The sequence below is a fragment of the Halomonas aquatica genome, from assembly GCF_040196335.1.
In the GTDB taxonomy this organism is placed as follows: Bacteria; Pseudomonadota; Gammaproteobacteria; order Pseudomonadales; family Halomonadaceae; genus Halomonas; species Halomonas aquatica.
On sequence record NZ_JBEGCJ010000001.1, the window covers coordinates 415,831 to 438,882 of the forward strand.

19 protein-coding genes, 1 pseudogene and 1 riboswitch are annotated in these 23,052 nt (G+C 64.4%); of the genes and pseudogenes, 6 read left to right on the forward strand and 14 right to left on the reverse strand.

Translation table 11 applies throughout. The annotated features are described in order from the left end of the window. Positions 1 to 49: 49 nt before the first annotated feature. The 5 genes and pseudogenes from ABE960_RS01890 to ABE960_RS01910 all read right to left on the reverse strand — a co-directional run. Entirely contained in the window at positions 50 to 1,294 is a 1,245-nt protein-coding gene (locus tag ABE960_RS01890) for an arginine deiminase (protein ID WP_349760522.1), read from the reverse strand. A 49-nt stretch (positions 1,295 to 1,343) separates the two neighbouring features. Beyond that, the gene (locus tag ABE960_RS01895; RefSeq protein WP_349760523.1) at positions 1,344 to 1,535 is read right to left on the reverse strand and encodes a hypothetical protein; all 192 of its coding nucleotides are present in this window, start codon (positions 1,533 to 1,535) and stop codon (positions 1,344 to 1,346) included. A 325-nt stretch (positions 1,536 to 1,860) separates the two neighbouring features. After that, positions 1,861 to 3,549 (reverse strand): dihydroxy-acid dehydratase, encoded by a 1,689-nt coding sequence (ilvD, locus tag ABE960_RS01900; RefSeq protein WP_349760524.1) that lies wholly within the window; start codon positions 3,547 to 3,549, stop codon positions 1,861 to 1,863. 71 nt (positions 3,550 to 3,620) lie between these two features. Continuing rightward, positions 3,621 to 5,009, reverse strand: coding sequence for a sodium:solute symporter family transporter (locus tag ABE960_RS01905; protein ID WP_349760525.1), 1,389 nt, complete (start codon positions 5,007 to 5,009; stop codon positions 3,621 to 3,623). After that, positions 4,999 to 5,115: riboswitch (TPP riboswitch) on the reverse strand. Its footprint overlaps the gene before it by 11 nt. 65 nt (positions 5,116 to 5,180) lie before the next feature. Next, a pseudogene (locus ABE960_RS01910) lies at positions 5,181 to 5,456 on the reverse strand (carboxymuconolactone decarboxylase family protein); the annotation flags it as partial. 303 nt (positions 5,457 to 5,759) lie between these two features. Here ABE960_RS01910 and ABE960_RS01915 point away from each other — a divergent pair. Genes ABE960_RS01915 through ABE960_RS01925 form a run of 3 tightly spaced genes read left to right on the forward strand, consistent with a single transcriptional unit; the run spans position 5,760 to position 8,843 of the window. Next, the gene (locus ABE960_RS01915) at positions 5,760 to 7,274 is read left to right on the forward strand and encodes a DNA cytosine methyltransferase (RefSeq protein ID WP_349760526.1); all 1,515 of its coding nucleotides are present in this window, start codon (positions 5,760 to 5,762) and stop codon (positions 7,272 to 7,274) included. Beyond that, on the forward strand, positions 7,234 to 8,364 hold the full coding sequence (locus tag ABE960_RS01920) for a hypothetical protein (RefSeq protein ID WP_349760527.1): 1,131 nt from the start codon (positions 7,234 to 7,236) through the stop codon (positions 8,362 to 8,364). Before ABE960_RS01915 ends, ABE960_RS01920 begins: the two co-directional genes overlap by 41 nt. A gap of 26 nt (positions 8,365 to 8,390) precedes the next feature. Beyond that, a complete protein-coding gene (locus tag ABE960_RS01925) occupies positions 8,391 to 8,843 on the forward strand; it encodes a very short patch repair endonuclease (RefSeq protein WP_349760528.1) in 453 nt (150 codons plus the stop codon). 137 nt (positions 8,844 to 8,980) lie between these two features. Here the strand turns inward: ABE960_RS01925 and ABE960_RS01930 are convergent, their stop codons facing one another. From ABE960_RS01930 to ABE960_RS01960, 7 genes are all read right to left on the reverse strand, one after another. Then, positions 8,981 to 9,568: a peroxidase-related enzyme gene (locus tag ABE960_RS01930; RefSeq protein WP_349760529.1), complete on the reverse strand. Its 588-nt coding sequence runs from the start codon at positions 9,566 to 9,568 to the stop codon at positions 8,981 to 8,983. 102 nt (positions 9,569 to 9,670) lie between these two features. Next, positions 9,671 to 10,372, reverse strand: a complete 702-nt coding sequence (locus ABE960_RS01935; protein WP_349760530.1) for an ABC transporter ATP-binding protein — start codon at positions 10,370 to 10,372, stop codon at positions 9,671 to 9,673. Next, complete coding sequence (locus ABE960_RS01940; RefSeq protein ID WP_349760531.1) at positions 10,372 to 11,142, reverse strand: ABC transporter ATP-binding protein; 771 nt, start codon at positions 11,140 to 11,142, stop codon at positions 10,372 to 10,374. The genes ABE960_RS01935 and ABE960_RS01940 overlap by 1 nt, the downstream gene beginning before the upstream one ends. Beyond that, on the reverse strand, positions 11,139 to 12,083 hold the full coding sequence (locus ABE960_RS01945; RefSeq protein ID WP_349760532.1) for a branched-chain amino acid ABC transporter permease: 945 nt from the start codon (positions 12,081 to 12,083) through the stop codon (positions 11,139 to 11,141). Before ABE960_RS01945 ends, ABE960_RS01940 begins: the two co-directional genes overlap by 4 nt. Further along, on the reverse strand, positions 12,080 to 12,949 hold the full coding sequence (locus tag ABE960_RS01950; protein WP_349760533.1) for a branched-chain amino acid ABC transporter permease: 870 nt from the start codon (positions 12,947 to 12,949) through the stop codon (positions 12,080 to 12,082). Before ABE960_RS01950 ends, ABE960_RS01945 begins: the two co-directional genes overlap by 4 nt. A gap of 65 nt (positions 12,950 to 13,014) precedes the next feature. Further along, positions 13,015 to 14,253, reverse strand: a complete 1,239-nt coding sequence (locus ABE960_RS01955; protein WP_349760534.1) for an ABC transporter substrate-binding protein — start codon at positions 14,251 to 14,253, stop codon at positions 13,015 to 13,017. A 153-nt stretch (positions 14,254 to 14,406) separates the two neighbouring features. Further along, entirely contained in the window at positions 14,407 to 15,906 is a 1,500-nt protein-coding gene (locus ABE960_RS01960) for a CoA-acylating methylmalonate-semialdehyde dehydrogenase (protein WP_349760535.1), read from the reverse strand. A 291-nt stretch (positions 15,907 to 16,197) separates the two neighbouring features. Here ABE960_RS01960 and ABE960_RS01965 point away from each other — a divergent pair, with 291 nt between their 5' ends. The 3 genes from ABE960_RS01965 to ABE960_RS01975 all read left to right on the forward strand — a co-directional run bounded on the left by ABE960_RS01965 (position 16,198) and on the right by ABE960_RS01975 (position 20,437). After that, the gene (locus ABE960_RS01965; RefSeq protein WP_349760536.1) at positions 16,198 to 17,202 is read left to right on the forward strand and encodes a LysR family transcriptional regulator; all 1,005 of its coding nucleotides are present in this window, start codon (positions 16,198 to 16,200) and stop codon (positions 17,200 to 17,202) included. A 329-nt stretch (positions 17,203 to 17,531) separates the two neighbouring features. Continuing rightward, positions 17,532 to 19,712: a catalase/peroxidase HPI gene (katG, locus tag ABE960_RS01970; protein WP_349760537.1), complete on the forward strand. Its 2,181-nt coding sequence runs from the start codon at positions 17,532 to 17,534 to the stop codon at positions 19,710 to 19,712. A gap of 329 nt (positions 19,713 to 20,041) precedes the next feature. Next, the gene (locus ABE960_RS01975; RefSeq protein ID WP_349760538.1) at positions 20,042 to 20,437 is read left to right on the forward strand and encodes a cupin domain-containing protein; all 396 of its coding nucleotides are present in this window, start codon (positions 20,042 to 20,044) and stop codon (positions 20,435 to 20,437) included. Between the two features lie 81 nt (positions 20,438 to 20,518). On the opposite strand, the gene ABE960_RS01980 is transcribed toward ABE960_RS01975, so the two are convergent. Further along, on the reverse strand, positions 20,519 to 22,030 hold the full coding sequence (locus tag ABE960_RS01980; protein ID WP_349760539.1) for a protein adenylyltransferase SelO: 1,512 nt from the start codon (positions 22,028 to 22,030) through the stop codon (positions 20,519 to 20,521). Positions 22,031 to 22,116: 86 nt separating this feature from the next. Continuing rightward, a complete protein-coding gene (locus ABE960_RS01985) occupies positions 22,117 to 22,983 on the reverse strand; it encodes a LysR substrate-binding domain-containing protein (protein WP_349760540.1) in 867 nt (288 codons plus the stop codon). Positions 22,984 to 23,052 lie beyond the last annotated feature (69 nt).

The following is a 23,052-nucleotide window of genomic DNA, read 5'->3' on the forward strand; positions in this document are numbered from 1 at the left end:
CGACCCGCACCGCGTCGATGGATCACGGTGGATGCCGTCGGTCGTCGAATCAGATCGGGTCACGGCGGGTGGGGCAGCTCATGCAGCGCCCGCCACCGCGCCCCCTTCCCAGTTCGGCGCCGGGAATGGGCAGCACCTCGATGCCCGCCGCCTCCAGTGCCGCATTGGTGTCATCGTTGCGGTCATAGCCCACGACGACCCCGGGGCTCAACGCCAGCACGTTGTTGCCGTCATTCCACTGCTCACGCTCCCGCTCTTCCGGCGTGTCTCCGCCGGTGGGCACCACCTCGAGGGTCGGGTAACCGAGGACTTCCGCGACCAGCTCGAACAGATGCCGCGGGTCCTGGTGGAACGCCAGCGTCCTGCCTTCCTCACCGGGACGCAGGTCGTAGCAGACCACCGCATCCGCGACCTCCTTGAAGGCGGTCACCACGTTGCCGCCACAGAAGGTGAAGACCGTGTCCAGATGCATGGCCGAGCGGGTCCTGGGGAGCTGGCAGGCAATCACCCGATGAACGCTGCCCTTCGCGGACCGGGCATCCTCGAACAGCGCCTTCGCCAGTTGGCCGATGGCCTGTGGGGAGGAACGCTCACCCATGCCCACCAGCACCGTGCCGTTGCCCACCGGCATGATGTCGCCGCCTTCGAGGGTGGCCAGGCCATGGTCGGTCAGCGGGTCGCCCCAATGCACCATCACCCTGCCGGCAAAGGTCGGGTGAAAGGTATAGATAGCCGACATCAACAGGGTTTCCGGCTTGCGTGCACTCCAGTACATCGGGTTGAGGGTGACACCACCATGGATCCAGGCACTGTTATCACGGGTGAACAGGAAGTTGGGCAGCGGCGGCAGCACGAAGCCGAAATGCCCGAGGTGATTGCCGAACAGCCCCACCGGGTCGAAGGGCAGATCCCCCACCTCCAGCCCGCCGATCAGGAACTCGGCCAGTGTCCTGCTCGGCAGCTCGTCCATCCAGGCGCGCAGGTCCGACACCATCCCCACCCCGATGTGATTCCAGGTGATGCGGTGATCCAGCACCCAGGCACGGCCTTCCGCGATATCGAGGGTCTCGGTCAGGAGCTCGTTGACATCCAGCACCTCCACCCCTCGGGCCCGCATCACGCTGGCGAAGACGTCATGATCCTTCTGGGCCTGCTTGACCCAGAACACATCGTCAAACAGCAGGGCATCGCAGTTGGAAGGCGTCAGCCGCCGATGGGCCAGGCCGGGCCGGCAGACGATCACCTGCCGCAGGTGTCCGGTCTCGGAATACACGCCAAGGGTCGCGTCAGTCATGGGGCACCTCCTTGTCACCGGATATCACACAGGGCATCAGGACAGGGCATCAGAACAGGGTGCCGATACTGATGACCACGCTGATGAACAGGGTCAGCACCAGCAGCGGCCAGATGAAGGCGATCCATCGGTCGTAGGACACCCGACCGATGGCCAGGCCGAAAAGAATGGTGAATGCGGTCGGGAAACGAGAGGCGAGATCCTTCTCAGGTACAGGCGGTGGCGTGTCGTGCTCGGTCATGATGCGACTCCTTGTCGTCCATCACAGTCGTCAACCAGGGTCGTCCACCACACGCTCGATGTCAGACACGACCATCCGAAACACCTCGCCAGGCACCGGCGATACCCTGATCAAGCGCGCCTTGACACGTTCCTTGACAAAAGGATAGCTCATGCCGAAAGCCCCACCACCTCCAGGCACATCGCCAGGACAGGAGGCAGCAGGCGGATCATGGGCGTGGCACGGGAGGCCTCCGCGGGGGGAGGCGGTTTCCACGCGAAGCAGAAGTCGCATGCCGGTCATCCGAAGCGGACAACCGGCAGAGGTCATGGGACGTCGTGAAACGTCATTCCGGCAGGTCGGTCACCGCCCCGGTGGAGGCCGAGCTCACCGTCCTGGCGTATTTCGACAGCACCCCGCGTGTATAGCGCGGTACCGGCGGCTGCCAGGCAGCGCGGCGGCGCATCAGTTCCTCGTCGGGCAGGTCGACGTCGATGGTATCGGCCTCGGCGTCGATGGTGATCAGGTCACCATCCTCCACCAGCGCCAGGGGACCACCGTCGAAGGCCTCGGGCGTCATGTGGCCCACCACGAAGCCGTGGCTTCCGCCGGAGAAGCGCCCATCCGTGATCAGCGCCACCTCGCTACCGAGCCCACGGCCCATGATCGCCGAGGTGGGGGTGAGCATCTCGCGCATGCCGGGGCCGCCCTTCGGCCCCTCATAGCGGATCACCACCACGTCGCCGGCTACCACGGTGCCGTCGTTGATGCGCGCCTGGGCCTCCTCCTCGGAGCCGAACACTCGGGCACTGCCGGAGAAGCGCGTGCCCTCCTTGCCGGTGATCTTGGCCACCGCCCCTTCCGGTGCCAGGTTGCCGTAGAGCATGCGCAGATGGCTCTCGAGCTTCACCGGCTTGTCCAGCGGCGCGATGATCTGCTGGCCTTCGTCATAGGGCGCCACTCCCGCTAGGTTCTCGGCCAGGGTCCTGCCCGTCACCGTCAGGCAGTCACCATGGAGCAGGCCGGCATCCAGCAGCATCTTCATCATCGGCTGGATGCCACCGATCGCCACCAGCTCGCTCATCATGTAGTGGCCACTGGGGCGCAGGTCGGCGAGAACCGGCACCCGCTTGCCGATGGTCGTGAAGTCATCCAGTGAAAGCTCGACGCCAATGGTGCTGGCCATGGCGACCAGGTGCAGCACCGCGTTGGTGGAGCCGCCCAGCGCGATCACCACGGTGATGGCGTTCTCGAAGGCCTCCCGCGTCATGATGTCCGAGGGCTTGATGTCACGCGCCAGGAGCTCGAGCACCGCCTGGCCGGCGGCATGGCAGTCGTCACGCTTCTCGCGGGAAATGGCGTTCTGTGCCGAGCTGCCCGGCAGGCTCATGCCCAGCGCCTCGATGGCCGAGGCCATGGTGTTGGCGGTGTACATGCCGCCGCAGGAGCCGGGGCCGGGGATCGCCGTCTCCTCGATCTGCTTCACCTCGATCAGGTCCATGTCGCCGCGGCTGTAGGCGCCCATCGCCTCGAACACCGAGACGATGTCGGTGTGGCCGCTGCCGGGCAGGATGGTGCCGCCATAGACGAAGACGCTGGGACGATCCAGCCGCGCCAGGCCCATCACGCAACCCGGCATGTTCTTGTCGCAGCCGCCGATGGCCACCAGGCCGTCGAAGCCCTCACAGCCGGCCACCGTCTCGATGGAGTCGGCGATCACCTCCCGCGACACCAGCGAGTACTTCATGCCCTCGGTACCGTTGGCGATGCCGTCGGAGATCGTGATGGTGTTGAAGATCACCCCCTTGCCGCCGGCCGCATCGGCGCCGTCGCTGGCCTCGCGAGCCAGACCGTCGATATGGCTGTTGCAGGGGGTGAGGTTGCTCCAGGTGGAAGCAATGCCTACCTGGGGCTTCTTGAAATCCTCGTCGGTGAAGCCCACCGCCCGCAGCATCGCGCGGCTGGCGGACTTGCCGACGCCATCCACCACGGTGGCGGAATGGCGACGACGTGGATCCTCTGGCGTATCAGACATGGGGCGGTCTCCTCTGGTCGATGATGATTGCCCCCAGAGAGTGCCCCGCCTGGCCCGGCCTGACAACTCTATCAGGCGGTATGCGCCCTCCCCGCCGGCCTGAGCCCGGCGATCAACAGGCTGACCAGGGTGGAGGCGGCGAGCGCCCCGAGGAATGGTGGCAGGGTCGGGATGCTGCCGGGGAAGCTCGCCGCCAGCACACCCGCCTGGAGGCTACCCTGGGCCACCCAGCCGGGCAGGATGGCGCCGAGCATGCCCGCCACGCCACCGGCCACCGCGGCCGTGGCGCCCATCCGCGACCAGAGCCCCAGCAGCACCGGCACCACGATGGCCGCGCAGAGCAGGTCGGCGATCAGGAACAGCCGCAGCACCGAGAGCCCCTGCAGCGCCACGACCACTACCGGCAACATCAGCGCCACCGTGACCCAGCGTGCCGCACCGAGGGAGAACCCGCGCCGCCCGGAGCCCGCCACTACCAGCGAGGCGATGCCGTTCTGCAGGGTGTCCACGCTGGAGGCGACCAGGGTCACCGCCAGCACCAGCGCCGGCAGAGCCAGCCAGCCCGGCGCCTCCGAGAGCAGCGCAAAGAAGGGGATCGGCGGCTCGCCCAGCGCCACGCCGGACATGGCCGCCAGCATGCCGAGGCCGCCGACCGCCATCACCACCAGCACGGTGACGCCGCCGCCCAGCCAGGCGCCGCGACCCAGGGCGCGATCATCGCGCGCCGCCCACACCCGCTGCCAGTAGCCCTGGTGGAAGAGGTTCGCCGCAGTCACCGCGATCACCAGGGTCAGTGCCACGGCGAGGGCACTGCCGGCGGGAATCGACGGCAGCGCGGCGCCCGCCGGCATCTCGGGCAGGCGCATGAGCGCCACGCCCCCGACCACCGCCAGCAGCGCCATCAGCAGCCAGGCCTGCCAGCGGTCGGTGGCCAGGCTCGCCCGCAGGCCGCCCACCGCCGTGTAGAGCAGCGTGGCGACCGCCACACCGATGACCACCAGCGCCGGCGGCACGTCGGAGAGCAGCGCGGTGATGGCCCCGATGGCGGTGAGCTCCGCGGCCAGGAAGCAGGCCATGTAGAGCACCGAGACCAGCGATACCCAGCGCCGCACCCCGGCGCCGTAGCAGGCCTCCGCAAACGCGCCGATGCTGCGCCCCTCCGGCAGGTGGCGGCGGATCGCCGGACCGTAGAGCCCCAGCACGATGAACGGCAGCGCCGAGCCGATGGCATAGCCGGCCAGCGCCAGCGGGCCGACGAAGGCGCCGATCTCGGGGGGAGCGAAGAGGATCCAGGCGCCCATCCCGGAGGCCAGAAAGGAGAGGCCCAGCGACTGGGCCCCCTGGGAGTTGCGCGCAGTGACATAGTCATCGAGGGGGCCATCGGCCCGGCGGGCCCTGAGGCCCAGGAAAGCAAAGCACAGCAGCGCCGCGCCGAGCACGGCAGACGTCAGGTAGGGCATGTCGCACTTCCTCCGCCGGTATGAACCGGATCAGGTTCCAGGGTCAGCGTGATGCTTTCTCAGCCCTCGCCTGCACGAATGCGGCGGGACTCCCCTGGCGACAAGTGAATGGATTGTGGGACCTGCCCCTTGGCAGGTCGAAGGCAATCCTAACCTAACTGACCGTGTTCATCACTTCTCCCTCGGCACTCTACCCATCAGGTAGAACTCCTCGTTGGGCGGGGTGCCGGTCAGGGTGACCAGGCGGTTGGAGAGGCCGAAGAAGGCGGTGATGGCGCCGATGTCCCAGATGTCGTCGTGGGTGAAGCCGACCGTTTCCAGGCGCGCCTCCCACTCGTCGGTGAGCTCCCCCACCTCCAGGCTGCAGTAGAGGGCGAAGTCCAGCATCACGCGGTGGCGTTCGCTGATAGGGGCGGTGCGGTGGTTGATGGCCACCTGACCAGTGAGCTGCTTTGTCTTTTGACGCTCTTGTCTGCTTCTCCAAAAAGTGGAAATTTTCAGCTTGGTGCCCCATCCTTAATACTGTATAAAAAAACAACATTGCGAGTTGGAAAGACAAGGAGGCTACTCGCTGTCTCCAGGCTCCCGGAATCCGGAACCTGCACCCTCTCAAGGCAATGTGCTCGGCTACTCGGCAGGTGGTACCATCCCCGGATTTGCGGTCTGCGCGAAGCCTAGCTGACAGAAAACCATCCTCCGACGGTGTCCGGCCGCGGTTGGGGGATCAACCAAGACTCGGTGGCAAGCTCCATGAGCATGACTATTCAGCAGAAAATTCAACGCCTGCGTGATGGTGAGGCCCCCAGAGTACTGGACCTTTTCGCTGGCTGTGGCGGCATTTCCCTAGGTTTTCAGGCAGCTGGCTTCAAAAACGTCGGTGCTGTGGAATTTGACCCGGCTGCCGCGCGATCCCACGCGATGAACTTTCATCGCGATGCCAGTGACACCATGAAAGAAGTTCACGGGCAGGCACGAGATATCGTGCAAACCGAACCCGTTGACCTCCTGAGGGAGTTTGGCCTGGAAGGTGATCCCACTGAACATGTCGATGTAGTTGTCGGCGGACCACCCTGCCAATCCTTCGCTCGGGTGGGACGTGCCAAGTTGCGTGAAGTGGCTGAGCACCCGGAAGCCTACCTCAATGATCCCAGAGGCAACCTGTACCTCCGCTATCTGCACTATGTTCAGGAACTGTCACCTGTGGCGATCCTGATGGAGAACGTGCCCGATGTTCTTAACTACGGCGGGCATAACATCGCGGAAGAAGTGTGCGAGGCCCTTCGAGACCTAGGTTACGACGCTCGTTACACTATGCTCAACGCCGTCTTCTACGGAGTGCCGGAAATGCGTGAGCGCATGTTCCTTGTCGCCTTCCGTAAGGAACTGTCGTGTACAGACTGGTTCCCGGATCCCAGTCACTGGATCAACCTGCCACGGGGTTATCATGGTTCTCGTCAAGTGGCGATGAAAACCATCAAGCAGGACTTGCTTGATGACGAGACTCGTTTTTTCGTTGATCCACCTGAGCCTGAGCCTGCCGGTTTCAAACCGGCGGTAACCGCGAAACAGGCCTTATCCGACCTCGCCCCCATCGCAGACGACTCGGAGCAGAAACTGAAGAAAGGGCCGCGCCGCTTTGACTTGTTGACCCATTACTCGCAGAGCGCACGTCTTAACGAATTTCAGAGAGCGATGCGTCACTGGCCCGACTTCGAGGCCGGAGAAGGGGTATATGACCACGTCATCCGATACTTGCCTCGCGATTACAAAATATTTGCGCGCATGAAGCCCGGAGATCAGTATCCCCAGGCATTTCGCCTTGCCTCTGAGATGTTTGAGGAACGTCTTAACGAAATTGAGCGCGTGGAAGGGAAACGCCCTTCGGAAGGGTCTGCTCGGTTTGAAAAAGAGAAGAAGAACTTTATTCCGCCCTACGATCCAGGGAAGTTCCCGAACAAATGGCGGAAAATGGAGTCCGATCAACCTGCCCGCACTCTGATGGCGCACCTAGGCAAGGACAGCTATTCGCATATTCATTATGACAGCCGGCAAGCAAGGACGATCTCAGTTCGGGAAGCCGCTCGCCTACAGTCCTTCCCGGATGGCTTTATTTTTCAGGGGCCGATGAACCCCGCGTTCCGTCAGATCGGAAATGCGGTACCGCCGCTTATGGCCAGAGCATTGGCAGAGAAAATCAAAGAGCAATTAACAGGGACTGTTACAGATGTCGAGAAGAATCGCGCTAAAAAAGCTGACACGGTCTGACCTGACGATTTTTGATTATCACTTCAGAGTAATTAAAGCCGGAAATCAGAAATCGATAAATTTAAACAAGGATATTTTTGAAGATATATTTTACCCTCACCTTGCCGAACTAGGTGAGGAGCAGAACCGGGAATCGTTCATTCTGAATTTGACAATTCTAGGGCCGGGAAACTGTGGAGAAAACACGCTGCCGCAGAAGATCATAAAAAGCAGAGCCTCCAAGAACTGGCGCCTGAATGGTAAAGTTATTCAATCCCCAGATGGTGAGGAACGCTACGCAAATTTACAAGCCGATGATTACGCCATTATAGAATTCATGGGCGCAGCGATGCCAACTTCCATGAGAATGATTATGGTATCGCAAGGATCAGAAGAGGACATGGTTCTCCACAAAGAGCTGGAGAGCCGATTCAAGACCAAAAGTATGGTTCAGCTTCAAATCTCGGATCTCGAAAATATCGTAAATTCTGCAGGCTCCGATCTTCCTGAGTCACACGCCGTACGAGATTTCCTAGATGCCTTTGACCTCGAAGATGCGGCCCTGGGCGGCCAAGCTGGGGTCGGCAACCTTCGCAAGCGTCGAAAGGCAAGGGGAGTATCCGAGGAAGAACTGAGAAAAGCCATCCAGGCTGCTGAAGCTATCGGTCGACTAGGTGAAGAAGTCTTGAACTTACACCTGGAATCACTCAAGTCACAGGGCGAGGTGACCAAATACACTTGGATTTCTCAGGAAAATGCGATCGCGCCTCACGACTTCGAGTGCACAATGCCTGGAGAAGCAAGTCATTTGATTGATGCAAAATCCACAGCCGGCCCCTTTACCAATCCCGTTCATATCTCTCTTGGTGAGTTGCTGGAAATGGCTTATTCAGATAAAGCATATCTTCTTTATCGCCTTTATGAGGTTAAGGAGGGCTTTGCCAGACTCCGAGTTTCAGCACCCATGAAAGAATTTTCCAATACCATTATCAAAAGCCTCGAGACACTACCGGACGGGGTACGTAGTGACAGTGTTTCTGTGGACCCGGCAATGCTCGAATTTGGCGAGGAACAGACCATTGACATCAACGATGAATTTGAGAATGTGTGAATTCTGATCAACCACCAGAACGAGACGTGCTGACACCAGAGCAGCGCAGTTACTGCATGTCTCGTATTCAGAGCAAGAACACGAAGCCTGAAATAGTCATCAGGCGTTTTTTGCACGCGGCCGGGTTTCGTTTTCGACTCCATAAAAAGGGCTTACCTGGTAAGCCCGACCTTGTGCTGCCAAAACACCGACTCGCCATCTTCGTTCATGGCTGTTTCTGGCACCGCCACCGCGACTGCTTCTACGCCACCACACCACACGCACGACCAGAATTCTGGAAAGCTAAGTTCGACGCAAACGTCATGAGGGATGAAAGAAATAGGAAAGAACTGTCCGACCTCGGCTGGCGCGTCTTGGTCGTATGGGAATGCGGCTTCAAGCACTGTAAGGATGAGCTGTCCGACATTCCTGTCATGATCACTGCAGTCAATCAGTATCAGGAATGGCCCCCCGAACCACCAAGAAGTCAGGCTGACTGACACCTACCCGCAGAGCTGTATTTACAATTCAGCAAAACCGCTACCTAAAGAGGCTGTTTCTCCCACATGCCATCTAGGCATCATTTCAGGTTGTCAGCCTCGTTCCAGATCCACCGGGAATGTATCAGGCTTGCTCCTCACTTCTCCCTCGGCACCCTCCCCATCAGGTAGAACTCCTCGTTGGGAGGAGTACCTGTCAGGGTGACCAGGCGGTTGGAGAGGCCGAAGAAGGCGGTGATGGCGCCGATGTCCCAGATGTCGTTGTGGGTGAAGCCGACCATTTTCAGGCGCGCCTCCCACTCGTCGGTGAGTTCCCCCACTTCCAGGCCGCAGTATAGGGCGAAGTCCAGCATCACACGGTGGCGTTCGCTGATGGTGGCGGTGCGGTGGTTGATGGCCACCTGGTCGGCGAGCAGCGGATCCTTGCTGTAGATGCGCACCAGGGCACCGTGGGCCACCACGCAATAGAGGCAGCGGTTGCGGGCGCTGGTGGCCACCACGATCATCTCCTTCTCGGCCTTGGTGAGCGTGTCTGACTCTCGCTCCATCAAGGCATCGTGGTAGGCGAAGAAGGCCCGGAACTCGGCCGGCCTGTGGGCCAGCATCAGGAAGACGTTGGGCACGAAGCCAGCCTTCTCCTGAACCGCCAGCATGGCGTCGCGGATGTCGTCCGGAAGGTCTTGGATCGATTCTGGTATGGCGAAACGGCTGATCGGTGCGGACATGATGATTCCTGACGTTGTGGTGGTTGTCTCGGGCTACCCAACAGTTAACGTCAACGTCTGATCATTGGCCATGATCCCTTCGATATTAGCGTTCATCCCTGCTCAGGCGACCGAGAGATAGCGCTCCTGCAACTCGGGGTTCTCGCGAAGTTCAGCAGTGGTGCCGGCATAGGCGACCTGTCCCTTCTGCAGGATGTAGGCCTTGCTGGCGTGGCGCAGGGCGAAGGGCACGCTCTGGTCGGTGAAGAGGATGGTGGTGGTGCTCGCCAGGTCGTCGATCAGCTCGCCGATCTGCTGGACGATGACCGGGGCCAGCCCCTCGTTGGGCTCGTCGAGCAGCAACAGGCGCGGCTCGGTGACCAGCGCCCGGGCGATGGCCAGCATCTGCTGCTGGCCGCCGGATAGGGTGGCGCCGTCCTGGTCGCGGAGCTCCGCGAGCATCGGGTAGGTGTCGAGCACACGTTCCGGGGTCCAGCGCAGCTCCCCGGCGTGGCCGGGCTGCATCGCGACCTCCAGGTTCTCGTAGACGCTGAGCCCGGGGAAGATGCGCCGGTCCTCCGGGACCAGGGCGATGCCGAGCCGGGCGATCCGGTGGGCCGGCAGCCCACGGATGTCCTGACCCTCGAACATCACCCGCCCGCTGCGCGGCGGCGTGACGCCCATGATGCTCTTGAGCGTCGTGCTCTTGCCGGCGCCGTTGCGCCCCAGCAGGCAGACGACCTCACCGGCCTCGACTTCCAGGCTCACGCCCTGCAGGGCATGGCTCTCGCCGTAATAGGTGTGGATATCCTCGACTTTCAGCATCAGGATGCCGCCTCCTCTTCTTCCTCGCCGAGATAGGCGCGCTTCACCTCGGGGTCGTTGCGTATCTCCTCGGGCGTGCCCTCCGCCAACCGCTGGCCGCGGTGCATCACCAGGATGCGGTCGGCCAGGCCGAACACCACGCTCATGTCGTGCTCGGTGACGAGGAAGGTGTAGTCGCCGGAGTCGGCCAGCTTGCGGATCAGGTGGGTGACGTGCCGGGTCTCCTCCGGGGTCATGCCCGCCGTGGGCTCGTCGAGCAGCACCAGGCGGGGGCGTGTCGCCAGCACGATGGCGATCTCGAGCAGCCGCTTGTCGCCATAGCTGAGCACCCCGGCCCGCTGTTCCGCCAGGGCCTCGAGCCCCAGCCGCTCGAGCAGGCCATGGGCCTCGTCGATGATCTCACGGTCACGGGAGGCCAGGCGCAGCATCGCGAGCGCCTTGCCGTGGAAGGCGGTCAGCGCGACCTCGACGTTCTGGCGCACCGAGAGCTCCTGGAAGATGTTGGTGATCTGGAAAGAGCGGGAGATGCCCAGCCGGCTGATGCGGTGCGGCGGGAGCCCCGTGATCTCGTCGCCATCGTAGTGAATGCTCCCCGAGGTCGGCATCATGCGCCCCGAGATCATGTTGTAGAAGGTCGTCTTGCCCGCGCCGTTGGGACCGATCAGGGCCACGGTCTCCCGCGGCCGCACATCGAGGGAAACCCCGTCCACGGCGTGCACGCCGCCGAAGGTCTTGGTCAGGTCGCGGATCGAGAGCAGCGGTTCGGTCATCGTCTCAGCACCCGGTCGAGCACGGTACCGAGGATACCGCGGCGGAAGAACATCACCATCAGCGCCAGGATGATGCCGAGGAACAGCATCCAGTGGTCGGTGTAGCTGGTGATCCAGGTCTCCAGCAACACGAACACCATGGCGCCGAAGAAGGGACCCAGGAAGTAGGCCGACCCACCAAGGATGGTCATCAGCACGGCCTCCGCGGACTGGCTCCAGTGGATCATGTCGGGGCTCGCCACCCGGTTGAAGGGGGCGAAGAGCCCGCCGGCCAGCCCCGCGAAGAGCCCGGCCACGATGAAGGCGATCAGCCGGAAGCGCCGCTCGTTAAGCCCGCAGAACGCCACCCGTTCCGGGTTCTCGCTGATGGCCTTGAGGATCAGGCCGAAGGGCGAGCGCGTGATGAGGTAGAGCAGCGCCGCGGCGAGCACCACCACCACCAGCACCACGTAGTAGTAGACCAGCGGGTTGGCGAGCTGCACATCGAGGCCCAGGCCGAACTCGGTGAGAGGAAAGCCAGTGATGCCGTCGCTGCCGTTGGTCACGCTGCGCCACTGGTGGGCCACGGCGAATACCATCATGCCGAAGGCCAGGGTCAGCATGGCGAAGTAGACCTCGTTTAGCCGCACGCAGAAGAAGCCGATCACGGCGGCGAGCAGCATCGAGGTCAGCATCGCGGCCAGCAGGGCCCAGACCAGCGGAACCTGCAGGTGGAGCAAGAGCATCGCGGTGGTGTAGGCGCCCATGCCGAAGAAGGCCGCATGCCCGAAGGAGAGCATGCCGGTGTAGCCGAACACCAGATTGAAGCTGGCCGCGAAGAGACCCATGATCAGGATCTCGGTGGCCACGAAGATGTAGAAGTAGGAAACGCCGTAGGGCAGCAGGAAGAGTGCCGCCAGGACCAGCCCGAGCACCCCGAAGATCATCAGTCGTGTGGTCATGCGCTTGCCCCCTTGCCCATCAGGCCCTGGGGCTTGATCAGCAGCACCAGCGCCATGCCGATATAGGGCAGCACGAGGTTGATCTCGGGCAGGAAGCGCCCGCCGAAGCCGTGGATGAAGCCGAGCACCAGTGCCCCGAGCAGGGTGCCTGGGAAGCTGCCGAGCCCACCGATCACCACCACGATGAACGACTCGATGATGATCTTCTCGCCCATCGCGGGCCCGATGGCGCGCATGGGGGCGGCTACCACGCCGCCCACGGCAGCGATCCAGGCACCGAAGGCGAACACGCCGGTGATCACCAGGGGCACGTTGATCCCGAGGGTCTGGGCCATTTCACGGTCCAGCGCCGCGGCGCGCACGATGCGCCCCAGACGGGTGCGAGTGAAGAGTAGCCACAGGCCCAGCATCATGGCGATCCCGATGGCGATCACGAAGAGGCCATAGAGGGGGTAGTTGACGCCAAGCACGGAGACGGTCCCGGCGAGCAGCGCCGGCGGGTCCACCACCTGGATGGACGGCCCCCAGATGATCCGCACGGACTCGTCGATGATCAGCAGCAGGGCGAAGGTCAGCAGCAGGCTGTCGGTGATGTGGCGGTCGTAGACCATTCGCAGCATCAGCCGTTCGATGGCGATCGCCACCACGGCCACCAGCAGCGGGGCCACCACCAGCGCCACCCAGAACGACAGACCGAGCAGACCCATCGCGGTGTAGGCGAAGTAGGCGCCCAGCATGTAGAGGGCGCCATGGGCGAAATTGATGACGTTCAGCACGCCAAAGATGATGTTGAGGCCGACGGCAATGACGAACAGCAGCAACGCGATGTCGAGGCTGTTCAGCAGCGCGGCAATAAAGCTCTGCATCGTGGACTCCCCGCTGGATCAGTCAGGCAGGCCGGCCGCCCGAAAGGGGCGGCCGGCAGTCGTCGTCAGAGCGAACAGCCCGTCTCGGACACGTCGGGCGTCACCAGGTCGCCGTCGAAGGTCTTCATCGGCTCGAGCATGCGCACGCCGTACTCCTCGCTGAGCGCGGCGGTCTGCCCCCAGGTCGGGCCGACCACGGCCTGGTGGTCACCGGCGCGGAAGGTGAGCTCGCCGTTGGGCGCCAGGAAGGTCAGGCCGGAAAGCGCATCGGTGATCGCCTCGGGGTCGGTGGAGCCGGCCTTCTCGATGGCCGCCTTGTAGGCCTGGATGCCCGTGTAGGCGCCCTGGGCGTTGTAGCTCGGCGGCTTGCCGTAGCGCTCCATGTAGGCGGAGACGAAGGCGTTGTTGACGTCGTTGTCATGAGCCGCGAACCAGTAGCGCGTGCCGACCCAGATTCCCTCGGGCATGTCATTGCCCATCGCGGACATCACCTCGGTGGCACCGCCCAGGGTCATCAGCACCTCGAAGTCCTGCTCGAAGAAGCCGAGGTTGTTGGCCTGGCGGATGAAGTTGACCAGGTCACCGCCCCACAGCGAGACCAGCACGCCATCGGGCTCGGCGTCCATGACGTTGTTGATGAAGGGGGTGAAGTCCTCGTTGCCGAAGCGCGGGAAGGCCGTGCGCTCCATCAGCTCCACCTCGGGGTCGAGCTCCTTGAGGTAGTTGCCGAAGAACTCCCAGGACTGGTGGCCGAAGGCGTAGTCCGGGCCGATGGTCGTCCAGCGCTTGGCGCCGGTCTGCTCGGCGATCTCGGCGGCCGCCTTGGTGTTCTGGCTGATGTTGACGCTCAGCCGGTAGGTGTAGCGGTTGCAGAGCTTGCCGGTGACGTCCGGGGTGGCGGCGTGGGTGATGATGAAGGGCCGCTGCAGTTCCGGCACCACCGGGACGACGCCCGTGGCCACGCCGGAGCTGTCCAGGCCCATCAGTGCGTGCACCTGCTCGGAATAGACCAGCTTGCGGGCAGCCTGGATGGCGGCATCGGCCTTGATCTGGCTGTCCTCCAGCACGAACTCGACGTCGCGGTCGAGGATGCCGCCCGACTCGTTGATCTCGTCCACGGCGAGTTGCATGCCCTGCTGGGCGAACTGGCCGTAGACCGAGGGGGAACCGGACATGATGTAGATGGCGCCGATGCGGACCGGGTCCTCGGCCTGGGCGCTCGTCGTGGCACCGAGCCCGAGCGCCAGGCACACGGCGGTGCACAGCGTCCGTAACGGGGGAATGGTACGTGTATGATTTGGCATGCTCTCCACCTCTTGTCTTGTCGTTGTCGGGTCGATTGAGCTCGCCACCCGGGAGGCGGCGGTCCCTACATTTAGGGTCGGGGCCGTGAGACTGTCAAACGGCCCGCCCCTGCGCTTCTCAACGCACCTCCGCCCAGCGAGAGCGGATCGCGATCAGCTCAGCGAGATGGTGCTGTTGATGCCGCTGGAGACGTTCTCAGGCTCGAACCAGCGCGCGGTGACGGTCTTGGTCTGGGTCCAGAAGGCGATGGCCTGCTTGCCGTTGGGGCCCAGGTCACCGAGTTTGGAGCCCCGCGAGCCGGTGAAACTGAAGTAGGCGACCGGCACCGGGATCGGCACGTTGATGCCCACCTGGCCGACGTCGATGTCGCTCTCGAAGCGACGCGCCACCCAGCCGGAGTTGGTGAAGATCGAGGTGCCGTTGCCGTTGGGGTTGGCATTGATGAAGGCGATCGCCTCGTCCAGTGTCTCGACGCTGAGCACGCAGAGCACCGGGCCGAAGACCTCCTCACGGTAGATGGTCATCTCCGGGGTCACGTCGCTGAACAGGGTCGGGCCGACGAAGTTGCCGTTCGGGTAGCCCTCCACCTGGCAGCCGCGGCCGTCGACCAGCAACTTGGCGCCCTCCGGCTCACCGGTGGCGATCAGGCGCTCCACCCGATCCTTGGCCTGCGGGGAGACCAGCGGGCCGAGGTCGGCGTCCTGCTGGGTGCCGGGGCCGACCTTCATGTTGCGGGCGCCCTCGACGATGTCGTCCAGCCACTCTCGGGCCTCGCCCACCAGCACTACCACGGAGTTGGCCATGCAGCGCTGCCCGGCGGCGCCGAAGGCGGAGCCCAGCAGGTTGTTGATGGCCTGGCTGCGGTTGGCGTCCGGCATCACCACGCAGTGGTTCTTGGCCCCCATCATCGCCTGCATGCGCTTGCCGGCGGCGGCGGCGCGGTCGTAGAGCAGCGAACCGACGTGGGTGGAACCGATGAAGGAGAGTGCCTTGATGTCAGCGTGATCGGCGATCTGGTTGGCCACGTCCGGGCCACCGTGCACCACGTTGAGCACACCGGCCGGCACGCCCGCCTCGTGGGCCAGCTCGACCAGGCGCATGGTAGAGCTCGGGTCCTGCTCCGAGGGCTTGAGCACGAAGGTGTTACCGGTGGCGATGGCCAGCGGGAACATGAAGCAGGGCAGCATGATCGGGAAGTTGAAGGCGGTGATGCCGGCACCCACGCCCAGCGGCTGGTTGAGGGTGTAGACATCGACCTCGCTGGCGGCATTCTCGGCCAGCTCGCCCAGCTGCAGGGAGGTGATCGAGCAGGCGTGCTCAACCACTTCCAGGCCGCGTCCCACCTCGCCGGCCGCGTCCGGCAGGGTCTTGCCGTGCTCCTCGCTGATCAGCGCGGCCAGCTCGTCGGTGTTATCGCGGATCAGCGCCTGGAGCTTGAGCATGATGCGCATGCGCTTGCCCAGCGGCACCTTGCGCCAGGTCTTGAAGGCTTCCTTGGCGCTGGCCACGGCCTGCTCCACCTCCTCGGCGGTGCAGAACGGCACACGGGCGACCACTTCCTGGGTGGCCGGGTTGACCACGTCACGCCACTCCTGGCTCTGGGACTGGACGGGCTTGCCGTCGATGTACATGGGGGTTTCGCGAAGGCTCATGGTGGCGTGCTCCTCTGTGGCTCGTGCGGCCTGATTGTTGGTGATGTCGCTGTTGGTAATGTCGCTGTTGGTGACGTCATTGGGGATGATGTCTCGGCCGGAAGTGACCCGGCCATGTCTTGATCGGCGAGGGATCGTGGTGGCAGGCCGGCGGGACATTAGACTTTGTGTGTATGATTACACGAAGCGTGATGCTCTCGAGTCTATACAGACGTCGGATGGCGTGACAACGGGCACTCAGGCACATTGCTTGTGCATTTACGCACAACCAGCGACCGTTGGAGACGCCCCATGCTGGACTGGCAGGACATCCAGATCTTCCTGGAAGTGGCGCGCAGCGAGCGGCTCACCGATGCCGCCCGGCGCCTGGGGCTGGACCACTCCACCGTGTCGCGGCGCACCCGACGCTTCGAGCAGGCGCTCAACACCCAGCTGTTCGAGCGCAGCACCCATGGCTACCACCTCACCGAGGCCGGCCAGCAACTACTCGCCCACGCCGAGGAGATGGCCCGCCACGCCTTCGAGGCGGGTGAGAGCCTCACCGACAAGAACCACCAGATCAGCGGCCAGATCCGCCTGGGCGTGACCGAGGGCTTCGGCACCTGGGTGATCGCCCCGCTGCTCTCGGCCTTCTGTGAACGCCATCCGGGGGTGACCCTGGACCTGCTCGCCCTGCCCCGGGTGGTCAACTTGAGCCGGCACGAGGCGGACCTCGCCATCACCGTGGAGCGCCCGGTGAGCCCCGGGCTGGTCATCTCGCGGCTGTGCGACTACCGGCTGCGGCTCTACGGCAGCCGAGAGTATCTCGCCCGCCACGGCACCCCGTCCCGGCTACCCGAGCTGGGCGAGCACCGGCTGGTCGGCTATGTCGATGACCTGATCTTCAGCGAGCAGCTCAGCTACCTGGACCCCCTGCTCGACCCCTCGGTGGTGGGCCGCCCCGGACCGCACTTCGCCATGCGCAGCACCAGCGTGACCACCCAGCATGCCGCCTGCCTCCACGACGCGGGGCTCGCCGTGCTGCCCTGCTTCATGGCGAGCACCTCGGATGAACTGGTGAACGTGCTGGATGACGACGTGGAGATCGTGCGCCAGTTCTGGATCACCGCCCGCCAGGAGCAGCGCCGCCTGGCGAGAGTCCGCCTGCTGTGGGATTTCCTGCGCGAGGCCCTGGAGGCCAACCGCGCCTTCCTGATGGGCGAGACCCGGGCACTGGTGATCCCCGATCTTCCTTCTCCAACCTCTTCATCACCAACAGCGGCTTCCCCAACATCTTATTCCCCAAGAGCGGAATGACATGCCTGCCGCCTTGGCAGCGCAGGTGTCTGCGTAGATTGCTGTGAAGATTGCTGTGAAGATTGCTGCGAAGATGACAGCGAGCATGGGGGGCGACACGGCATTCGCTTATGCATGCAAGATTGCCGATATGAAATAACTATCGGCATGGTCGGAAAAGGCACTTGGAACCCGTGAATCGTCGCGGGGTAGCGTGAAAGGATGTGATGACGGCGGATGTCATTGGCCAGACTGACGACGCCAGCTGAAAGACTACACTGTCCTCCAGGACAGACGTCGTCTATCCATACGGAACAGATCCATCAATGCAGCAACGATCGGAGAGCGACATGGGTGAACAACAAGCAGGCAAATGCCCGGTGATGCACGGTTCCAACACGCGCATGGGTGGCAGGGGCAACATGAACAAGGATTGGTGGCCGAACCAGCTGAACCTGAGCATCCTGCATCAGCACAGCCCGACGTCTGATCCCATGGGCGAGGACTTCGACTACGCCAAGGCGTTCAAGACCCTCGACCTCGCGGCCGTCAAGAAGGACCTGGCCGACGTGATGACCAACTCACAGGAGTGGTGGCCGGCCGACTATGGCCACTATGGGCCCTTCTTCATCCGCATGGCCTGGCACGCTGCCGGCACCTACCGCACCGCCGATGGCCGCGGTGGCGCCTCCACCGGCAACCAGCGCTTCGCGCCGATCAACAGCTGGCCGGACAACGGCAACCTGGACAAGGCACGCCGCCTGATCTGGCCGGTCAAGCAGAAGTATGGCAACAAGCTCTCCTGGGCCGACCTGTTCATCCTTACCGGCAACGTCGCCCTGGAAACCATGGGCTTCAAGACCTTCGGCTTCGGTGGCGGGCGCAAGGATATCTGGGCCCCGGAAGAGGACATCTACTGGGGGGCCGAGGAAGAGTGGCTGGCCACCAGCGACAAGCCGAAGAGCCGCTACACCGGCGACCGTGATCTCGAGAACCCGCTAGCCGCCGTGCAGATGGGCCTGATCTACGTGAATCCGGAAGGTCCAGACGGCCACCCGGACCCGCTGGCCTCGGCCAGGGACATCCGCGAGACCTTCGCGCGCATGGCGATGAATGACTACGAGACGGTCGCCCTGACCGCCGGCGGTCACACCTTCGGCAAGACCCATGGCGCCGGCGACCCGGACCTGGTGGGGCCCGAGCCAGAGGCCGCGCCCATCGAGGCCCAGGGCTTCGGCTGGAAGAATAGCCATGGCAGTGGCAAGGGCCGTGATACCACCACCAGCGGCCTGGAAGGCGCCTGGACGCCGACCCCGACGAAGTGGGACATGAGCTACTTCGACGTGCTGTTCGGCTACGAGTGGGAGCTGTCCAAGAGCCCGGCAGGTGCCAACCAGTGGCAGCCGAAGGGGCTCACCGAGAGTGACATGGCCCCGGATCCGGAAGATGGCAGCAAGCGCGTGCCGATCATGATGTCCACCGCCGACATGGCCATGCGCGAGGATCCGGAATACCGCAAGATCTCCCAGCACTTCCACAAGAACCCGGAGGAGTTTGCCGACGCCTTCGCCCGCGCCTGGTTCAAGCTGACCCACCGCGACATGGGCCCGAAGGTCCGCTACCTCGGCCCGGAAGTGCCGGCGGAGGACTTGATCTGGCAGGATCCGGTGCCGGCCGGCAAGACCGGATACAACGTGGATAACGTCAAGACCCGGATCGCCGACAGCGGCCTCTCTATCAGCGACATGGTCGCCACCGCCTGGGACAGCGCGCGGACCTTCCGTGGCTCCGACCTGCGCGGCGGCGCAAACGGCGCCCGCATTCGCCTGGCCCCCCAGAAGGACTGGGCAGCCAACGAGCCCGAGCGCCTGGCCAAGGTGCTGCGAGTACTGGAAGGTATCGCGGCCGACACCGGCGCCAGCGTGGCCGACGTGATCGTGCTGGCCGGCAATGTCGGGATCGAACAGGCCGCGAAGGCCGCCGGCGTCGACGTCGTCGTGCCGTTCTCGCCCGGACGCGGCGATGCGACCGAGGCGCATACCGACGCCGAATCCTTCGAGCCCCTCGAGCCGGAGGCCGATGGCTTCCGCAACTACCGCCGCGCCAGGTTCACCGTCTCCGACGAGGAGATGCTGGTCGACCGCGCGCAGTTGCTGGGCCTCAGCGCCCCGGAGATGACCGTGCTGGTGGGCGGTCTGCGGGCCCTGGATACCAACCAGGGCGGTTCGAAGCACGGGGTACTCACCGACCGTCCCGGCACCCTCACCAACGATTTCTTCGTCAACCTGGTCGACATGGAGACAGAGTGGAAGCCGACCGCAACCGACGAGGATGTGTTCGAGGGCCGTGACCGCAAGACCGGCCAGGTGAAGTGGACCGGGACCCGCGTGGACCTGGTCTTCGGCTCCAACTCCCAACTGCGCGCCCTGGCGGAAGCCTACGCCCAGGACGACGCCAGGGAGAAGTTCGTGAAGGACTTCGTGGCCGCCTGGACCAAGGTCATGAACGCCGACCGCTTCGACCTGGAGTGAGGCCCTTTCCCGGACCCGCCGAGGCGGTGGGGCCGGGGCGGCACACCGAGGTCCATGACCCACAGGCCGCGCCAGCCCATCCGGGCGGCGCGGCCTCTTTTCGTGGGCGTCCTCAGTGCCCCAGGCCTGCCTTGACCGTCTTGCCGGACCGGTCTATTCCAAAGAAAGGCGACAGATGGCTGTCGCCCCGAAATGCAGGCCGGGCCCAGGACGGCTTCGCGACATGACCGGACAGAGTTTCTGTCCGAGCAGGCCCACCTCTCTCCATGGCCTGGATGCATTCCGCTCATCCAACACACCCTACCGTCTCCCAGACGGGGGAGGCCATCATGAACCTGAACATCCCTAACGCCTGTGCCGCCTCGACGTTCGTCGTGGCGCTGGGCATGCCCATGCTCGCGGTCGGCGACCCCACCTCGCTGCTCACCACGGATCTGGAAGGCATGGAGGGCATGGAGGCGAACGTCGTCCTGTTCGAGGAAGAGCCCGGGAAGGTTTACGAGCGCCACATCCATCCGGGCCATGTCTTCGTCTATGTCCTGGAGGGGACCATCCAGGCCGATGTCGAGGGGCAGGAGCCGCAACGAGCCTCGGCGGGCGAGGTGATCCATGAACGGCCCGACCAGCCGATGGTCGGGCGCGTAATCGGTGATGAAGGCGCCAGGTTCCTCGTCTTCCAGATCGGACCAAAGGGCGAGGACATCATGGTGTTCCAGCCGGAGTGACGCCTCGTCATTCGTGACTGCGGCGCATCATCCGCGACGGCCGACAGTGTCGGCCGTCGTTTTGTGGAGAACAGGGAGGGATCAAGTCCCGCAGAAGGTGCGAAAGACCGCCTCGGTGGCCGGGGCCGGCATGGCGTAGGCCTGGTGGCCGGGCTGCGCCTCGAAGGGGCGCGCCAGCACCTCGCGCAGCGCCTCGAAGGGGGCGAAATCGCCCTCGACCGCGGCGGCCAGGGCCTCCTCCACCTTGTGGTTGCGCGGAATATAGAGCGGGTTGACCGAGCGCAGCCGCGCGGCGATCACCGCCGGGTCGACCTCCTCCCGGGCCAGTCGCTCGCGCCAGCGGGGCAGCCAGGCCTCGATGGCCTCGCGCGACTCGAAGAGCCCCAGCAGCGCTGCCTCGCCTTCGCCCCTGCTCGGGTCTTCTCCCGCGCCGGACTCGACGGCATCGGCCAGGGTGCGAAAGGCGAGGGTGAAGTCGGCCTGGCCCGCCTTCATGGCCTCGAGGAAGGCCTCCACCAGTTCGTGGTCGCCCTCCTCTGCCTGCTCGAGTCCGAGCTTTTCACGCATCACCGCCAGCCACTCGGCCTCGTACCGGTCGGGATAGGCCTGGATCAGCGCGGTGGCGCGCTCCACAGCGCGATCCGCATCGTCATCGATCAGCGGGATCAGGGTCTCGGCGAAGCGCGCCAGGTTCCACTGGGCGACCCAGGGCTGGTTGCGATAGGCGTAGCGCCCGCCCTCGTCGATGGAGCTGAACACCTGCTCGGGATCGTAGGCCTCCATGAAGGCGCAGGGCCCGTAGTCGATGGTCTCGCCGGCGACCGAGATGTTGTCGGTGTTCATCACGCCATGGATGAAGCCCAGCCCCATCCAGCCGGCCACGAGTCTGGCCTGGCGCGCCAGGACGGCCTCCACCAGCGCCAGGTAGCGTGTCTCCGGGGGCTGCGCCGCGAGGTCTGGATAGTGCCGTTCGATGGTCAAGTCCGCGAGGATGCGCAGGGCCTCCTCGTCGTCGCGGGCGGCGAAGTACTGGAAGGTGCCCACGCGCAGGTGGCTCGAGGCCACCCGGGTCAGCACGGCGCCGGGTTCGGGCACCCGGCGGAAGACACGCTCGCCGGTGGTCACCGCGGCCAGGGCACGGGTGGTGGGAATGCCCAGGGTGTGCATCGCCTCGCTGACCAGGTACTCGCGCAGCACCGGGCCGAGGGGCGCCCGCCCGTCGGCGCCACGCGAGAAGGGCGTGCAACCGGCGCCTTTGAGCTGGATATCGCGCAGGACTCCCTCTCGATCGGTCACCTCGCCCAGCAGCACGGCCCGGCCGTCGCCCAGCCGGGGGTTGAAGTGGCCGAACTGGTGGCCGGCATAGGCCTGAGCCAGGGGCTCGGCGCCGTCCGGCACGGCATTGCCGGCGAACGCCTCGGAGGCCTGCCCCTCATCGAGGGCCTCGTCGAAGGCCGCCAGGTCGAAGCCCAGCTGCTCGGCCAGCGGCCGGTTGAAGGCCACCAGTCGCGGAGCCTTCACCGGAACGGGGTCGAAGTGCAGGTAGAAGCGTTCCGGCAGTCGGGCATAGCGCAGTGTGAACTCGGGAAACATGGCGACTCCGATCGGCGGCTGCCGCACGACAGCCGATAGATGAATACCCGAGTATATCGCTCGGAATTGTGGTTATCGACCCGTGCTCATCCCTCCCCGAGGGCGAGCTGCTCGCGGATCAGCTCGGCCAGGCGCCGGGCCGGCTCGGTGGGCCGCCGTGCGGCGCGGTGCAGGGCCAGCTCCACGGCCGGTAGCGGGGGCAGGCCGCTGCCCTCGTCCAGGGCACGCAACTGGGGCGTCAGCATGCTGCGGGTCACCACCACGATGGCCAGGCCAGCCTGCACCACCGGGCCCAGGCCGGCCATGGACTGGCTGATGTAGGCCACCCGCCAGTCCCGGCCCGCGGCGGCCAGCGCCTGTTCAGCCACCTCCCGGAACAGGTCGGCCCCGGGGGAGTAGAGCGCCAGCGGCAGCGGGTCGGTCAGCGAGGGCTGGTGCTGCAAGCCCACCGCCCAGGCAAGCGGCTCGCGACGGATCATCTCGCCGCCTGGCGAACGGCGCTGGCGGGTTACCAGCGCCAGGTCCAGCTCATCGTTGCGGACCTGATCCATCAGGTGGGCACTGGTGCCGCAGGTAACCTGCAGACGCACCTCGGGATAGAGCTGGTGAAACCAGGAGAACACCGAGGTGAGCAGGCTGGCGTAGTCCTCGGGAATCCCCAGGTTCAGCTCACCGGTGACCCGGCGCGTGCGCATGTCGGCGAGCGCCTCATCGTTGAGTGCCAGCAGACGGCGGGCATGACCCAGCAGTCGCTCTCCCTCGGCGGTGAACCGCAACCGCCGCCCTTCCCGCTCATGCAGGACCAGGCCCAGCGCACTCTCGAGGCGCTGCAGCTGCATGCTGACGGTGGATTGTGTATAGGAAAGGCGCCGCGCGGCGGCGGTGACGCTGCCGGTATCGGCGACCGCCACCAGGGTCCGCAGCAGGCCGAGGTCGAATGTCGGGGCGCGCATGACATCACCATCCTTGATGAGATACATCAATAAGGATTGATTTTGTGATGATTATGGACCGGATAGCAT

Coding starts and splice junctions, on each gene's coding strand:
- ABE960_RS01890 (WP_349760522.1), bottom strand. CDS start 1,294: ATGACTGACGCGACCCTTGGCGTGTATTCCGAGACCGGACACCTGCGG.
- ABE960_RS01895 (WP_349760523.1), bottom strand. CDS start 1,535: ATGACCGAGCACGACACGCCACCGCCTGTACCTGAGAAGGATCTCGCC.
- ilvD (WP_349760524.1), bottom strand. CDS start 3,549: ATGTCTGATACGCCAGAGGATCCACGTCGTCGCCATTCCGCCACCGTG.
- ABE960_RS01905 (WP_349760525.1), bottom strand. CDS start 5,009: ATGCCCTACCTGACGTCTGCCGTGCTCGGCGCGGCGCTGCTGTGCTTT.
- ABE960_RS01915 (WP_349760526.1), top strand. CDS start 5,760: ATGAGCATGACTATTCAGCAGAAAATTCAACGCCTGCGTGATGGTGAG.
- ABE960_RS01920 (WP_349760527.1), top strand. CDS start 7,234: ATGTCGAGAAGAATCGCGCTAAAAAAGCTGACACGGTCTGACCTGACG.
- ABE960_RS01930 (WP_349760529.1), bottom strand. CDS start 9,568: ATGTCCGCACCGATCAGCCGTTTCGCCATACCAGAATCGATCCAAGAC.
- ABE960_RS01935 (WP_349760530.1), bottom strand. CDS start 10,372: ATGCTGAAAGTCGAGGATATCCACACCTATTACGGCGAGAGCCATGCC.
- ABE960_RS01940 (WP_349760531.1), bottom strand. CDS start 11,142: ATGACCGAACCGCTGCTCTCGATCCGCGACCTGACCAAGACCTTCGGC.
- ABE960_RS01945 (WP_349760532.1), bottom strand. CDS start 12,083: ATGACCACACGACTGATGATCTTCGGGGTGCTCGGGCTGGTCCTGGCG.
- ABE960_RS01950 (WP_349760533.1), bottom strand. CDS start 12,949: ATGCAGAGCTTTATTGCCGCGCTGCTGAACAGCCTCGACATCGCGTTG.
- ABE960_RS01955 (WP_349760534.1), bottom strand. CDS start 14,253: ATGCCAAATCATACACGTACCATTCCCCCGTTACGGACGCTGTGCACC.
- ABE960_RS01960 (WP_349760535.1), bottom strand. CDS start 15,906: ATGAGCCTTCGCGAAACCCCCATGTACATCGACGGCAAGCCCGTCCAG.
- ABE960_RS01965 (WP_349760536.1), top strand. CDS start 16,198: ATGCTGGACTGGCAGGACATCCAGATCTTCCTGGAAGTGGCGCGCAGC.
- katG (WP_349760537.1), top strand. CDS start 17,532: ATGGGTGAACAACAAGCAGGCAAATGCCCGGTGATGCACGGTTCCAAC.
- ABE960_RS01975 (WP_349760538.1), top strand. CDS start 20,042: ATGAACCTGAACATCCCTAACGCCTGTGCCGCCTCGACGTTCGTCGTG.
- ABE960_RS01980 (WP_349760539.1), bottom strand. CDS start 22,030: ATGTTTCCCGAGTTCACACTGCGCTATGCCCGACTGCCGGAACGCTTC.
- ABE960_RS01985 (WP_349760540.1), bottom strand. CDS start 22,983: ATGCGCGCCCCGACATTCGACCTCGGCCTGCTGCGGACCCTGGTGGCG.